Source organism: Paenibacillus sp. HJGM_3, assembly GCF_045062745.1.
Taxonomy (GTDB): domain Bacteria; phylum Bacillota; class Bacilli; order Paenibacillales; family NBRC-103111; genus Paenibacillus_AA.
In genome coordinates this window covers 26,717-40,730 of record NZ_JBJGED010000020.1, presented here as the reverse complement: position 1 = coordinate 40,730, position 14,014 = coordinate 26,717, and the positions used below count along the sequence as shown (strand labels likewise).

The 14,014-nt window shown below is 61.5% G+C and carries 10 protein-coding genes; 1 reads left to right on the top strand and 9 read right to left on the bottom strand.

The annotated features are described in order from the left end of the window. Positions 1 to 18: 18 nt before the first annotated feature. The 9 genes from priA to ACI5FR_RS20885 all read right to left on the bottom strand — a co-directional run bounded on the left by priA (position 19) and on the right by ACI5FR_RS20885 (position 11,914). A complete protein-coding gene (gene priA, locus ACI5FR_RS20925) occupies positions 19 to 2,565 on the bottom strand; it encodes a primosomal protein N' (RefSeq protein ID WP_405457898.1) in 2,547 nt (848 codons plus the stop codon). Further along, positions 2,565 to 3,803, bottom strand: coding sequence for a bifunctional phosphopantothenoylcysteine decarboxylase/phosphopantothenate--cysteine ligase CoaBC (coaBC, locus tag ACI5FR_RS20920; protein WP_405457896.1), 1,239 nt, complete (start codon positions 3,801 to 3,803; stop codon positions 2,565 to 2,567). The genes priA and coaBC overlap by 1 nt, the downstream gene beginning before the upstream one ends. Positions 3,804 to 3,899: 96 nt before the next feature. Then, entirely contained in the window at positions 3,900 to 4,109 is a 210-nt protein-coding gene (rpoZ, locus tag ACI5FR_RS20915) for a DNA-directed RNA polymerase subunit omega (RefSeq protein WP_405457894.1), read from the bottom strand. Position 4,110: 1 nt separating this feature from the next. Continuing rightward, a complete protein-coding gene (gene gmk / locus ACI5FR_RS20910) occupies positions 4,111 to 4,746 on the bottom strand; it encodes a guanylate kinase (RefSeq protein ID WP_405457892.1) in 636 nt (211 codons plus the stop codon). Continuing rightward, positions 4,736 to 4,999 carry an extracellular matrix/biofilm regulator RemA gene (remA, locus tag ACI5FR_RS20905; RefSeq protein WP_110840413.1) on the bottom strand — a complete coding sequence of 88 codons (264 nt, stop codon included), beginning with the start codon at positions 4,997 to 4,999 and terminating at the stop codon, positions 4,736 to 4,738. The genes gmk and remA overlap by 11 nt, the downstream gene beginning before the upstream one ends. 211 nt (positions 5,000 to 5,210) lie before the next feature. Next, the gene (locus ACI5FR_RS20900) at positions 5,211 to 6,110 is read right to left on the bottom strand and encodes a YicC/YloC family endoribonuclease (protein WP_405457889.1); all 900 of its coding nucleotides are present in this window, start codon (positions 6,108 to 6,110) and stop codon (positions 5,211 to 5,213) included. Positions 6,111 to 6,203: 93 nt separating this feature from the next. Continuing rightward, positions 6,204 to 8,114, bottom strand: coding sequence for a bifunctional homocysteine S-methyltransferase/methylenetetrahydrofolate reductase (locus tag ACI5FR_RS20895; RefSeq protein ID WP_405457886.1), 1,911 nt, complete (start codon positions 8,112 to 8,114; stop codon positions 6,204 to 6,206). A 33-nt stretch (positions 8,115 to 8,147) separates the two neighbouring features. Then, positions 8,148 to 8,999: a diaminopimelate epimerase gene (dapF, locus tag ACI5FR_RS20890; protein ID WP_405457885.1), complete on the bottom strand. Its 852-nt coding sequence runs from the start codon at positions 8,997 to 8,999 to the stop codon at positions 8,148 to 8,150. A gap of 137 nt (positions 9,000 to 9,136) precedes the next feature. Then, entirely contained in the window at positions 9,137 to 11,914 is a 2,778-nt protein-coding gene (locus ACI5FR_RS20885; protein ID WP_405457883.1) for a calcium-translocating P-type ATPase, SERCA-type, read from the bottom strand. Between the two features lie 244 nt (positions 11,915 to 12,158). On the opposite strand from ACI5FR_RS20885, the gene ACI5FR_RS20880 reads away from it, so the two are divergent. After that, the gene (locus ACI5FR_RS20880) at positions 12,159 to 13,982 is read left to right on the top strand and encodes an Rqc2 family fibronectin-binding protein (protein WP_405457880.1); all 1,824 of its coding nucleotides are present in this window, start codon (positions 12,159 to 12,161) and stop codon (positions 13,980 to 13,982) included. Positions 13,983 to 14,014: the final 32 nt, after the last annotated feature.

Sequence of the window (14,014 nt, the reverse complement as noted above, 5' to 3'; positions counted from 1 at the left end):
AATCTCTCCTTAGAAGAATTACATAAGAACCTGAGGATTCACATCGACGCTGATCGTCAGCTTCTGCTGGCGCACGAGCTCCTCGAAAGAATCGGCCGTCTCGCCGATCAAGCCGGCGGCGTCCATTTCTCCCCGATATTTTACCATGCATTGAAATCGATATCTATCCTTGATTCGGGGGATTGGTGAAGCGATCGGGCCCAGCAGGTCGAAGACATAGCCGGGTTTCCCCGCGTAGGGGCTTCGCTTCCACTGCTCCCGGAGCCGGGTCGCGAACGTCTCCGCCGCCTTCACCAGCACCTGGACCTGTTCATGCGTGAACGTGACGAGGATCAAGCTGTTATAAGGCGGATACCCCCGCTCCTCGCGGGTCAGCATTTCCTCCCGCAGGAAGGAGCCGTAGTCATGGCGGCTAGCATGCTCGACGCTGTAGTGCTCGGGTGAATACGTCTGAATATACACCTCGCCGGGCAACGTGTGCCGGCCCGCGCGCCCCGCGACCTGGGTCAGCAGCTGGAACGTCTTCTCCGCCGCCCGGAAGTCCGGCAAGTTCAGCACCGTATCGGCGGCGATGACCCCTACCAGCGTCACGTCGGGAAAATCGAGCCCCTTCGCCACCATCTGAGTCCCGAGCAGCACGTCCGCCTGCCGGTTGCGGAACCGGGTCAGCAGTTTCTCGTGTGCGCCCTTCTCGGCCGTCGTGTCGACGTCCATCCGGATGACCCGGATGCCGGGGAACAGCTTGCCGAGCTCCTCCTCGACCTTCTGCGTGCCGGTCCCGAAGTACCGGATATGCTCGCTGTCGCAACTCGGGCACACCCGCGGCTCGGGCTCGCTGCGGCCGCAATAGTGACAGCGCATCGTGCGCGACACTTGGTGGTACGTCATTGCAATGTCGCAATGCGGACATTGCACGACGAATCCGCAAGAACGGCACATGACGAACGTCGAGTAGCCCCGGCGGTTCAGCAGCAAGACGATCTGCTGTTTCTTGTGTAACCGATCTTCGATCGCTTTATACAGCGCCCGGCTGAACATGGACCGGTTGCCCCCGCGCAGCTCCTCGCGCAAATCAACGACGTGGACGTCCGGCAGCGGACGGCCCTCTACGCGCGAATCCATGCGCAGCAGCTCGTACGGGGGCCCGTCGGCGGTCGCAGCGCCTTGGAACGGCTCGGCGGGATGGATCGTTTTATAGTAGCTTTCGAGCGAGGGGGTGGCCGAGCCGAGCACGACGGCCGCTCCGTGACGCTGCGCTCTCGCGATCGCCACGTCCCGGGCGTGGTACTTCGGGCTCTCTTCCTGCTTGTAGGACGATTCATGCTCTTCATCGATGATGATGAGGCCGATGCGCGTGAACGGGGCGAATACGGCCGAGCGGGCCCCGATCGCGACGCGCACCTGCTTCATGCCGATTTTGCGCCATTCGTCGTAGCGCTCTCCCTTGGACAACCGGCTGTGCAGCACCGCGACGAGATCGCCGAACCGGCTTTTGAACCGTTCCACCATCTGCGGCGTAAGCGAGATCTCCGGCACGAGCACGATCGCTTCGCGGCCTTGGTCCAGGCATTGCTGAATGGCCTGCAAATACACCTCGGTTTTGCCGCTGCCCGTTACGCCGTGTAGTAAAAATACCTTGTGCTGCCTGTCGCGAAGCGCGGAGGACAAAGGAGCGAAGACTTCCCGCTGCGTCGAGGTCAGCGGCAGCGGCTCGCTCGGCACGAACGTCCGGCCGGCATACGGATCGCGGAGCACTACCTCATCCGTAATCTCCAGCCAGCCTTTGTCGGCAAGGCTCTTGACCGTCCCCGCACTAATTCCTTGAGAGGCGAGCAAATCGGCCAGCAAGACCGGCTCCGGATGCGACCTAAAATACCGCAGTACGTCCTGTTGCCGCTTCGCCCCGGCGGACAGGCTCGCGAGCGCCCGTTCCATCGCGTCTCCCTCCAGCAGCGGACGGACGGTCAGCGCCGTCTTCAAGCCGACCCGATCTTTGACGGTCTGCTCCTCCGCGAGCACCCCTTGCTCCAATAAACGCTTGAGCAGCTTGCCCTGCTCCGGGAATTTGTGCAGCAGCGTCGACGTCTTCACAGACCCCCGTGTACGCACATATCGAAGCAGCTCTTCCTCCGCCGCATCGGCGAAGCTCAGCTGAAGCGAACCCCCCGCCTCGGCCTGTGTCCGCCCTTGCGCGGCCACAAGCTCTCGGGAACCGACCGTTATGACTTTCTCGTATTTGGCTTTCAGCGCCCCCGGTATCATCGCTTGCAGGGCGGTGACCTCATGACAGACATAAGCGCGGCTCATCCACCGCGCCAGTTCCACGAGCTCTGCAGTGAGCGGCGGCATGAGGTCCATCACTTCCTGGATCGCCTTCACCTTGTTCGGGTCCATATCCGTCCGTTCGGACATCCCTACGACGAAGCCCTGCAGGGTGCGCGGCCCGAACGGCACGCCCACCCGGCTGCCGATCTGCACCCACTCGCCGAGCTCAGGCGGAATCGCATAATCGAACGGGCGATTCGTTTGCTTAGCAGGAACGTCGACGATGACCTGAGCGTACATCAGCGATCCCTCCCCGAGTCCTCGGGGGTATCGCGCTTGCGGTCGTTTATGCGCCCCGCCACGAGCTCCAGCAGCTCCCGGGCTACCTCACGCTTATCCATAAGCGGCAGCTCTCGCACGAGTCCGGCGGCATCGTACAAGCGCACGACATTCGTATCGGTGCCGAAGCCCGCGCCCGGCACGGTCACGTCGTTCAATACTAGCAGGTCGCTCTTCTTGCGGCGCACTTTGTCCAAGGCGTATTGCTCGGCGTCATTCGTCTCGGCCGCGAATTGGACGATGAATTGATGCTTCTTGTGCTCGCCCAGCCACTGCACGATATCCGGGTTTTTAACGAGGGTAAGCGTCAAGGTGTTGTCTTTCTTTTTGATTTTCCGGTCCGCGATCTCCGCCGGCCGATAGTCGGCCACGGCCGCCGCCTTGATCACCACGTCGACATCGGCGAACCGGCTTTGCACCGCGTCCAGCATCTCCTGGGCCGACGATACTTCGACGATGTCCACTCCACCGGGCGGCGTCGCGGTCGTCTTCGCTTTGACGAGCGTCACGCGCGCCCCCATCTCCCGGGCCGCCTCTGCAATCGCGAAGCCCATCTTGCCCGACGAGTCGTTCGTGATGTAGCGGACCGGGTCGATGCGCTCTATCGTGCCGCCGGCCGTGACGAGTACATGCCGGCCCGAGAGCGGCTGCGGCCGGGGCTGCAGCTGGCGGCCGATCGCCACCATAAGCTCCTCCGGCTCGGCGAGCCGCCCCTTGCCCACATAGCCGCAGGCGAGCTGCCCTTCGCCCGGCTCGACGAACTGCACCCCGCGCTCCCGAAGCGTCTGCATGTTCGCCTGGACGGCCGGGTGCGCGTACATGTGTACGTTCATCGCCGGGGCGACGAGGATCGGCGCGGTCGTGGCGAGCAGCGTCGTGCTCAGCATGTCGTCCGCCAAGCCGTGCGCCATCTTGGCGATCATGTTCGCCGTTGCCGGGGCGACGACGACGAGGTCGGCGCGATCGGCTAGATCGATGTGCGACACGACGGATGCATCCTTCTCATCGAACGTGTCGACGATGACGTCGTGGCGGGACAACGTCTGGAACGTCAGCGGCGCTACGAATTTCGTCGCCGATTCCGTCATGATGACGCGAACCTCCGCGCCGGTTTGCGCCAGCTTGCTGCAGAGTGCGGCCGCCTTGAAGCAGGCGATGCCCCCCGTTACCCCGAGTACGATCGTTTTCCCTTTCCACATCGCAGAGTCCCCCTTATGTGAGATGGCCGATCCAAGCTTGGAGAAAAAAATAACAACCTGCATCGAGGTTGTCACTTTTTTCGGTCGGTTCGTCGTTTACTTCAGGTCCTTCGCTACGGATTCCACTTGCACCATGCCGCCGTATATTTCTTCGAGCGCTACGCCGACTTGCTTGTTCGCCTTCGGCTCGCGCAGCTCGGATTTGGCACCGTCGCGCAGCATCCGGGCTCGCTTCGAGGCCGCGACCACAAGCGAATATTTGCTGTCCACTTTATTAATCAGCAGGTCAATCGAGGGGTATAACATGTCAGTGCACCTCTTCCATCCATTTTTGAATCTGCGGCAACACCCGTTCCCGCTTGCAGTGCTCCGCGACGAGGATCGCTTGGATGCGCTGGCAGGCCAGCTCCACTTGATCGTTAACCACCGCGTAATCGTATTGCTCCAATAGGCGGATTTCGTCGAGCGCGACCGTCATCCGGTTGCGGATCGAATCTTCCGTCTCCGTCCCGCGATTCACGATGCGACTCTGCAGTTCCGGCAAGGACGGCGGCATGAGAAAAATAAATACGCCTTCCCCGAACTTCTCCTTCACCTGCAGCGCGCCTTGCACTTCTATTTCAAGGATAATGTCTTTGCCTTCATTCAGCGTCTGTTCGACGAAGCTGCGCGGCGTCCCGTAATAATTGCCGACGTATTCCGCCCACTCCAGCAGCTCATCCCGCTCGATCATGGAGCGGAATTGCTCCTTCGTCTTGAAAAAGTAATTGACGCCGTCCACTTCCCCGGCTCTAGCCGCCCGTGTCGTAGCGGAGACGGAATAAACAAGCTCGGGAGCCTTTTTGCGCAACGCCGCACATACCGTGCCTTTGCCAACGCCGGAAGGTCCAGACAGGACAATGAGCAGGCCTCTGTCCGTACCGGGTCGAACATTATTCGTCATGATCGTCATCCTTGTTGTTCGTCAGTCGATGAGCCACCGTTTCCGGTTGTACCGCCGATAAAATCACATGATCGCTATCCGTAATGATGACGGCCCGCGTCCGTCTTCCGTAGGTGGCGTCGATCAGCATATGCCGGTCGCGCGCTTCCTGGATAATGCGTTTGATCGGGGCAGATTCGGGACTCACGATCGAGATGATTCGATTCGCCGAGACGATATTGCCGAACCCGATATTGATTAATTTAATGGCCATTATGCCCTCCTAGATCATTTAAGAACTGCGTGGCGGTCGATGGCAAATTTATGCAGTCTCGCACTAGTGTTGCCGTTTCCGCGTCCGCTCATACTTTTATCCGCGCCCCGCCATTCCTGTCGGCGCCTCCAGTCACCCTTGCTTGCTGATGCAAGCAAGTTTCCCGCTTGCGGTTCCACGCCTAGCCCCGACGGGCTCTCTCCTGACCCAGCTACTCGATGTTCTGCGCCTGCTCGCGCAGCTTCTCGAGCTCCGCCTTCATGTCAACGACCCGGCCCACGATATCGACCCGGTTCGCCTTGGAGCCAATCGTATTCACTTCCCTGTTCAACTCCTGGATGAAAAAGTCGAGCTTCCGGCCGATAGGCTCGTCCGTCAGCAGCAGCTGCCGGCACTGGGCCAGGTGGCTGCCTAACCGCGTCAGCTCCTCCTGGATATCGGACCGCTCCGCGAGCAGCGCGACCTCCATCGTGAGCCGGGTCTCATCCGGCACTCCGCCGCTCCGCTCTCCGAGCAGTTCCGCCAGCTTCTGCGTCAGCCTCGCCCGGTAATCCGCGGCCACCGACGTCGCGGCGCTCCGCACGTCCCGCTCCATCCGTTCGATCGCGGAGAGCCGCTCTTCGACGTCGCGCTGGAGATGGCTGCCTTCCGCCGCTCTCGCAGCCAGGAATCGTTCGGCGGCTTCCCGAGTCGCCAGTAGCAGCGCCTCCTGGAGTCCGCTCTCGAGCGCGGAATCCCTGCGCTCGCTCACCGAGACGAGCCCGGGCAATTGCAGCAGATCGGACAGCGAGAGCTTCTCGCTGTCCGGCATGCCCAGCCGGCTCCGAATCTGCTCGGCCGCATCCCGGTAGCTGTCCACAAGCGCCCAATCGACCTCCACCGTCCGGCCGGCCGCAGCCTCGCGTTCCACGGTGACGGCGATGTCGACGCGTCCCCGCTTCACATAAGGCTGCACGGCGCGCCGGACACCCTCCTCCAGAGCGAGCCATTCGCGCGGCAAACGAACGGTCAGCTCCGCGAAGCGGGCATTGACCGATCGGATCTCCACATGCAGCGCATACCCGTCGTACCGGCTGTCCGCTGCCCCATAGCCCGTCATACTGCGAATCATCGGGGATCACATCCATTTACCCTATTTTAATAGATTTTACAAGTGGGTACAAGTGGAATTGTTCTTGTCGGGCGCCGTCCCATCCGGGTCCGCTCAGCGCTTGACGGAGCCGGCGAGCCGCTCCCGCTGCCCCGTCTTTTCCCAGACGTATTCGGTCAATTCCACGCACATGCCATAGAAATGCATCGGCGTCATCAAGTAGATGCCCCGGAACAGCGGCAGCGCGACGTCGAGCAGCTCCTTCATGATGGACACGCCCATCGCGCGCCCTTCCGGGCCGCTCAGTCCGGCCATCCGCGCCCGCACGTCGTCCGGCAGCAGGATGCCCGGCACCTCGTTGTGCAGGAATTCCGCGTTGTTGCCGCTCACGAGCGGCATGAAGCCGAGGAAGATCGGCACCCCCAGATGCTTCGTCGATTCATGGATGCGCTCCACGAGTTTCGCGTCGTACACCGGCTGCGTCATGATGTAGTCGGCGCCGGCGGCGATTTTTTTCTCCAGCCGCTCCACCGCCTTGTCCAGATGCTTCACGTTCGGGTTGAACGCGGCGCCGACAACGAACTTGGCCTTCTGCTTGAGCGGCTTCCCGGAGAACGCCATCCCTTCGTTCAGCTGCTTGATCATGCGGATCATCTCGAACGAGGTCATGTCGTATACCGAGCTCGCGCCCGGGAGATCGCCGAACTTGGACGGATCGCCCGTAATGACGAGCACGTGATCGATGTCGATCGCGTGGAGCCCCATCAAGTGCGATTGCGTGCCGATCGAGTTGCGGTCGCGGCAGGCGATGTGCAGGAGCGGACGAACGCCGAGCCGTTCCTTCACGAGGAAGCCGAGCGGCATGTTGCTCATCCGCGTCACCGCAAGCGCGTTGTCCGCCATCGTGAGCGAGTCGACGCCCGCGTCTGCGAGCGCCTTCGCGCCTTCCATGAAGCGCGCGGTGTCCAGATCCTTCGGCGTGTCCCACTCGACGATGACGGTGTGGCGCTGCTGCGCCAGCTCCACTAGCGTCGGCGCAGCCGCCGCCTCAGCCGTCACGTCGGCGGCCGCCGCGCCGGTCACCACAACCGGCGCGCTCGGCGCAGCGCCCGCGCCGGCACCCGCTCCCGCCGACGGGGCTCCGCCGGCGGCCGGGTCGTAGCCGCGCAGCGCAGCCGCGATCGCGGCAATGTGGGCCGGCGTCGTGCCGCAGCAGCCGCCAACGATCCGGGCGCCGAGCGCCGCGAATTTCAGCGCGTTCTCGGCGAAATATTCCGGCGTCGAGCCGTAGACGTACCGTCCGTCTACGTAGCTCGGCAGGCCGGCATTCGGGAACGCCGAGATCGGCAGGCCGATCCCCGGCGGCAGCTGCTCGATCGAACGGAGAATGCCGTTCGGCCCGCTGTGGCAGTTGAAGCCGATTACGTCGGCCCCCGCATCGCGCAGCCTCACGAAGGCGTCCGCATACGGGACGCCGTCCCGCGAGCCGCCGCTGCCTTCCGCGGCGAATTGGGCAATGACCGGCAGCGCCGCGTCGTAGCGCCGCACCACCGAGAGCGCGAGCGCCAGCTCCTCGAGCTCGTAGAACGTCTCCAGCAGGATGCCGTCTACGCCTTCTTCCAGCAGTGCGGAAATCTGCTCCTCGAAGTCCTGCTGCAGCGAGGCGAGCGGGATCGTGCGCCGGCCGCCCCCGCGAATCGACCCGACGGCGCCGACGACATACGCGTCGTCGCCTACCGCGCTGCGGGCGAGAGCGGCGCCGGCCCGGTTGATCGCCCGGACTTCGCCCTCGAGCCCGAACTTGGCCAGCTTCTCGCGGTTCGCCGAGAACGTATTCGTCTCGATTATGCGCGCGCCCGCATCGTAGTACCGGCGATGCACGTCGGCGATCGCTTCCGGCTTCAGCAGGTTAAACTCCTCGTACGATGCCCCTACTGTGAAGCCCAGTTGATACAAGTACGTCCCCATCGCCCCGTCGCCGGTCAACACCCGGCGGGCTAAGGCGCTCTTCAATTGTTCCCTCATCCCAAACGCCACCATTCTATTCAAAGCTGTTTCTTATTCCAAATGAACCCCCGGAAGCTCGCCATCGAACACGATTTCGGCCGGGCCGGTCATGTAGATGCGATTGTTCGCCTCGCTCCAGTCGATACGCAGGTCGCCGCCGGCGAGCGACACGGTCGCCTGGCGGTCGGTCAAGCCGTTTAGCGCCGTTGCGACTACAGTGGCGCAAGCCCCGGTCCCGCACGCCAGCGTCGGGCCCGATCCGCGCTCCCAGACGCGCATGTCGACATGGTCGCGCGACCGGACCGTGGCGAACTCGACGTTCACCCGATTCGGGAACAGCTCATGCACTTCGAGCGGTGGTCCGTAGCGGTGCAGATCGAAGGACGGGGCATCGTCGACCAGGATGACGCAGTGCGGATTCCCCATGGACACCGCGGTGAACTGGAACGGTGTGCCGTCCTGGGCGAGCAGCGTCTGGCCTACAACGCGGTCTAGGTCGAGCGTCGTCGGAATGGCGCGGCCTTGCAGAACAGGCTCTCCCATATCTACCGTCACGGTAGAGGCTCGGCCGTTCGCCACTGTAAGCCTGACCGATTGCACACCGGCGCCCAGCGTCTCCACCGTCAGCTCCTCTTTACTCGTCAATCCTCGGTCATAGACGTACCTCGCGACACAGCGGATGGCGTTGCCGCACTGCTCCGCCTCCGAGCCGTCCGCGTTGATGATGCGCATACGGAAGTCCGCCTGCTCGGACGGCAATATATAGACGACCCCGTCGGCTCCTATGCCGAAATGGCGGTCGCACCATGCGATAGCGAGTGCCGGCGCCTGCTCCGGCAGCCGCTTGAGGCCGGCAATGACGATGAAATCGTTGCCCAATCCATGCATTTTCGTAAACTTCATGGCGAATGCTCCTCTCGATTAGCCTATATTATAGTGCACGCGTCCGGCAAAGGGAAGCAATTCTTCTTGAGAGCAAAAAAGCCAATGCCGCCGGAGTCTGACGACTCCCGCAGCATTGGCCAGAATTCAATAATCGGCTACCTCGTTACAGGCTTGGAGCTGAACTTCATAGGCGGGCGCTTCGACTTCTTGCTCGTGCTGAAGACGCTGCCGAGTCCCATGAGGAATGTCGGGATCCCGGCGAAAATGAGCACGCTCACCCAGTCAAGCAGGTCGAGCGGCACCGTCTTGAAGATCGGCTGCATCGGCTCGATGTACACGACGCCCAGCATGAGCGCGAGCGAGGACAAAACGGCGAGCACCAAATATTTGTTCTGCAGCGGATTGCGATGGAAAATCGACCGGGAGCTGCGGCAGTCGAACACGTGAATAAGCTGCGCCATGACGAGAGTGGCGAACGCGACCGTCTGGGCATGCACCAGCTTGTTCGCGGCCGACGCATCCTGGAGCGCGATCCAGAAGGCGGCCAGCGTGCAGACGCCGATCAGGATGCCGCGGCTGATGATCTTCCAGCCGAGGCGCCGGGCGAAGATGTTCTCCTTCGAGCCGCGCGGCTTTTGCTGCATCAAGTCCTTCTCGGCCTGGTCGATGCCAAGCGCCATCGCCGGCAAGCCGTCGGTGACCAGGTTGACCCACAAAATCTGGATCGGCACGAGCGGAAGAGGCATACCCGCCATCATCGCCAGGAACATCGTCAATATTTCCCCAACGTTCGAGGCGAGCAAGTACCGGATGAACTTGCGGATGTTCTCGTAAATGCCCCGCCCTTCTTCGATCGCTGCGACGATCGTGGCGAAGTTGTCGTCGCTCAGCACGAGCGCGGACGCTTCCTTCGACACGTCGGTGCCGCTGATGCCCATCGCGATGCCGATGTCGGACGCTTTGATCGCCGGCGCGTCGTTCACGCCGTCGCCCGTCATGGCCACGACGTGGCCTTGCCGCTGCAGCGCCTTCACGATGCGCAGCTTGTGCTCGGGCGCGACCCGGGCGTAGACGTAGATCTGGTCGACCGCCGCCTCCAGCTCTTCGTCGCTCATCGCCGCCAGCTGCTGCCCGTTCACGCATCGGCCGCCGGACGGCAGCATGCCGAGCTGGCGGGCGATCGCCTCGGCCGTAGCCTGATGGTCGCCGGTAATCATGACCGTCTTGATGCCCGCACGGCGGCATGTCGTGATCGCATCGCGCACCTCAGGACGCGGCGGATCGATCATCCCGGTCAGTCCGACGAAGATGAGCCCGTTCTCGAGCGTCTCTCCGCTCTCGTCCCGCTCCGTGGACTTCAGCTCCTTGTAGGCCAAGCCGAGCACGCGAAGGGCGGAACGCGCCATGCCTTCGTTCGCGGCCAGCACCTTTTGCCGGAGGGTGGGTGTGAACGGAATAACCTTGCCGTCCCAAAGAATGTAGCTGCAATTTTCGAGGATGACATCCGGGGCGCCTTTCGTATATAACAGCCGGCCTCCCTGATGCTGGACGATCACGGACATTCGTTTGCGTTCCGAATCGAACGGCAGCTCCGCCGTCCGCGTATACAGCCCCTCCATCGAAGTTGTGGTTATGCCGCCTTTAGCCCCCAGCACGACAAGCGCGCCGTCCGTAGGATCGCCCTGAATGCTCCATGTCGGCTTGACCGACTCTTTTCCCGACTTTTTCTTCGTCTCCGGCCGCTCCTCGATTAAGGCGGCATTGTTGCACAGCACACCGATTTGCAGGAGGCGGCGAATCATCGGATTGTTGCGCAGGTCGACCGGCGCCCCCGCCGACAGGATGTTTCCCTGGGGCTCATAGCCGGCCCCGGTGACTTCCATGACGTCGCCGCCGAGCCAGACGTGGGTGACGGTCATTTTGTTTTGCGTTAGCGTCCCGGTCTTGTCGGAGCAGATGACCGATGCGCAGCCGAGCGTCTCCACCGACGGCAGCTTGCGGACGATCGCCTTGCGCCGGATCATGCGTTGGACGCCAAGCGCGAGGGCGATCGTCACGATCGCGGGCAGCCCTTCCGGGATCGCGGCGACGGCCAAGCTGACTCCGGCGAGGAACATGCCGTATACCGGCTGCCCATGCATGATACCGGCGACGACGACCATTACCGTTAGCCCGAGCGCCACTAGAATGAGGATTTTGCCCAGCTGCTCCAGACGGTGCTGCAGCGGCGTCTCCGTCGCTTCGGTGTTCTGGATGAGATCGGCGATCTTCCCCATCTCCGTCGCCATGCCTGTGCGCACGACAACCCCTTTCGCCGTCCCGCGCGTAACCATCGTTCCCATGAAGCCGATATTTTTTTGATCCCCTAGCGGAATGTCAACGCCCGACAGCGCATGCGACAGCTTGCTCACCGGAACCGATTCCCCCGTCAGCGCCGATTCCTCGACCGACAGGGCGTTCGTCTCCAGAAACCGGATGTCTGCCGGGATGCGGTCACCGCTCTCCACCAGGACGATGTCTCCCGGGACGAGCAGCCGGGCCGGCAGATGCTGTATCGCTCCGTCCCTCAGCACCTTCGCATAGGGCGCGGACAATTCCTTGAGCGCCCTGAGCGACCGCTCCGCGCGGAACTCCTGGATAAAGCCCAGAATCCCGTTCATGACGATAATCGCCACGATCGTAATGGCGTCCAAGTACTCGCCGAGCAGCCCGGAGACGAGTGTAGCCGCCATCAGCACGAGCACCATAAAATCCTTGAACTGGTTCAAGAATAACGTAACGAGCGGAACGCCCTGCTTTTCCGACAATTCGTTGTAGCCGCTCTGCTCGAGGCGCTCGCGAACTTCTTCGTTCGTAAGCCCCTTCCCTGGGTGAACCTTGTGTTCGGCCGTTGCTTCCTCCGGATTTAATTGATACCAGATTCTCTGACTCATCCCGGTTCCCTCTTTTCCACGAATAAATCTGTACAACCCTAAATGTATTCAGACAAGCCGGGATTTATGAAGACCGTTTCCTATTCCCGTCCGGTTTGGGCTCGGGAAATGAATCGGGTATATACATATAGAAGCTTTTTTATGTTTCAAACTGTAATTAAAGTCTCCTTTGCTTTTTCACGCCGAACCCCTTACACTTTCTATAGCTAAATTGGTTCTACGAATGGAAGGAAGTGTGTCCCCGATGTCACTGGACGGACTCGTTACCCGCGCCCTCTCGCATGAGCTTCAATGCCTTGCAGGAGGCCGGATTCATAAAATACACCAACCGACCGAGCACGATATCGTCATGCAAATACGTGCGCAAGGCAACACGTACAAGCTGCTGCTGTCGGCCAATCCGACATACCCGCGCGTGCATCTGACGGGAGAGTCGTTCGTCAACCCGACGGAGGCGCCGATGTTCTGCATGTTGATGCGCAAGCATTGCGAAGGAGGGATCGTCGAAGCGGTCTCGCAAGTCGGCCTCGAGCGGATGCTCGTAATCGATGTGCGGCAGCGGGATGAAGTGGGCGATCTCAGCACGAAGCGAATCATCGTCGAAATTATGGGCCGCCACAGTAATATCATCCTCATCGATCCCGCGACCGGGACGATTCTGGACGGGATTCACCACGTGACGCCGGCGATCAGCGCCTATCGGATCGTCATGCCGGGCAGCGCCTACGTGATGCCTCCGGAGCAAGGCAAGCGCAATCCGCTCGAAACGAACGAGGAGCAATTCCGCAGCGCGATGACGATCCCGCCAGTGCCCGCACTCGCGGCGGAGGAGGCTTCCGGATCGCCGAACTCGCCCGCACCCGATCGTACCGCCAAGCCTGTCACGCTTCAGCAGCAGCTCGTCGCGGCTTTCAGCGGGATCAGCCCGCTAGTCGCCCAAGAACTCGCGTATCGGAGCGGGTACCACGCTTCGACGCCCGCGCCACAGGCCGATCCGGATCGCGTCTGGGATTCGTTCGACTCGGTCTTGCACGAGATCGCGGAGCACCGCTACAGTCCCGTCATCGTGACCGATGCTCGAGACGGCAAGCCGGCCTTCTCGGTCTTGCAGCTGACCCACCTGCAAGGCCACGTCCAACCGTTCGACTCCGTGAGCGAATGCCTGGAGGCGTTCTACGGCGACAAGGCCGAACGTGATACGGTCAAGCAGCGCACGGCCGACATGACCCGGTTCCTGCTCAATGAACGGAATAAGAATGTGAAGAAGCTCGAGAAGCTTGAGGATACGATCACGGAAGCCCAGGATGCCGACAAATACCGGATCATGGGCGAGCTGCTGACGTCCTCGCTGCATCTGCTTCAAAAAGGGATGACCGAAATCGAGGTCGTAAACTACTATGACGAAGAGCAGCGCCCGATCCGCATCCAGCTGGACCCGCAGCTCACCCCGTCGGAGAACGCCCAGCGGCTGTTCCGCAAATATTCGAAGAGCAAAAACAGCCTGACCGTCGTGACGGAGCAAATCGAGAGCACGCACGAGGAAATCCGCTACTTGAATACGCTGCTTCAACAGCTGGACAGCGCAAGCTTAAGCGACATCGAAGAAATTCGCGAGGAATTGGTGCAGCAAGGGTACGTGCGCGACCGATCCAAACGGACGGGCAAGAAGAAAAAGCCGAACGGCAAGCCCCCGCTCACTTGCTATACGTCAAGCGAAGGATTCCCGCTCTATGTAGGGAAGAACAACACCCAGAATGAATTTTTGACCCAACGGCTCGCCCAATCGAACGACACGTGGCTGCATACGAAAGACATTCCCGGTTCACACGTCGTCATCCGCGGGAGCGGGTTCGGCGATCCGACGCTTCAAGAAGCGGCGAACTTGGCGGCGTACTACAGCCAGGCCAAGGAATCCAGTCAAGTGCCTGTAGATTATACATTGATCCGCCATGTCCGCAAGCCGAACGGAGCGAAGCCCGGCTTCGTCATCTATGAGCAGCAAAAGACCTTGTTTATAACGCCGGATGAGGAACAAATCAAAAAAATGCCCGTTGACGTAAAAAATTAACCCTCGCGCGCAAATAAAGCCACCTAAGCCTG

What these genes read in the sequence shown, in the direction of transcription:
- ACI5FR_RS20885 (WP_405457883.1), bottom strand. Translation starts at nt 11,914, where the DNA reads ATGAGTCAGAGAATCTGGTATCAATTAAATCCGGAGGAAGCAACGGCC.
- gmk (WP_405457892.1), bottom strand. Translation starts at nt 4,746, where the DNA reads ATGACGAATAATGTTCGACCCGGTACGGACAGAGGCCTGCTCATTGTC.
- priA (WP_405457898.1), bottom strand. Translation starts at nt 2,565, where the DNA reads ATGTACGCTCAGGTCATCGTCGACGTTCCTGCTAAGCAAACGAATCGC.
- rpoZ (WP_405457894.1), bottom strand. Translation starts at nt 4,109, where the DNA reads ATGTTATACCCCTCGATTGACCTGCTGATTAATAAAGTGGACAGCAAA.
- coaBC (WP_405457896.1), bottom strand. Translation starts at nt 3,803, where the DNA reads ATGTGGAAAGGGAAAACGATCGTACTCGGGGTAACGGGGGGCATCGCC.
- dapF (WP_405457885.1), bottom strand. Translation starts at nt 8,999, where the DNA reads ATGAAGTTTACGAAAATGCATGGATTGGGCAACGATTTCATCGTCATT.
- remA (WP_110840413.1), bottom strand. Translation starts at nt 4,999, where the DNA reads ATGGCCATTAAATTAATCAATATCGGGTTCGGCAATATCGTCTCGGCG.
- ACI5FR_RS20895 (WP_405457886.1), bottom strand. Translation starts at nt 8,114, where the DNA reads ATGAGGGAACAATTGAAGAGCGCCTTAGCCCGCCGGGTGTTGACCGGC.
- ACI5FR_RS20900 (WP_405457889.1), bottom strand. Translation starts at nt 6,110, where the DNA reads ATGATTCGCAGTATGACGGGCTATGGGGCAGCGGACAGCCGGTACGAC.
- ACI5FR_RS20880 (WP_405457880.1), top strand. Translation starts at nt 12,159, where the DNA reads ATGTCACTGGACGGACTCGTTACCCGCGCCCTCTCGCATGAGCTTCAA.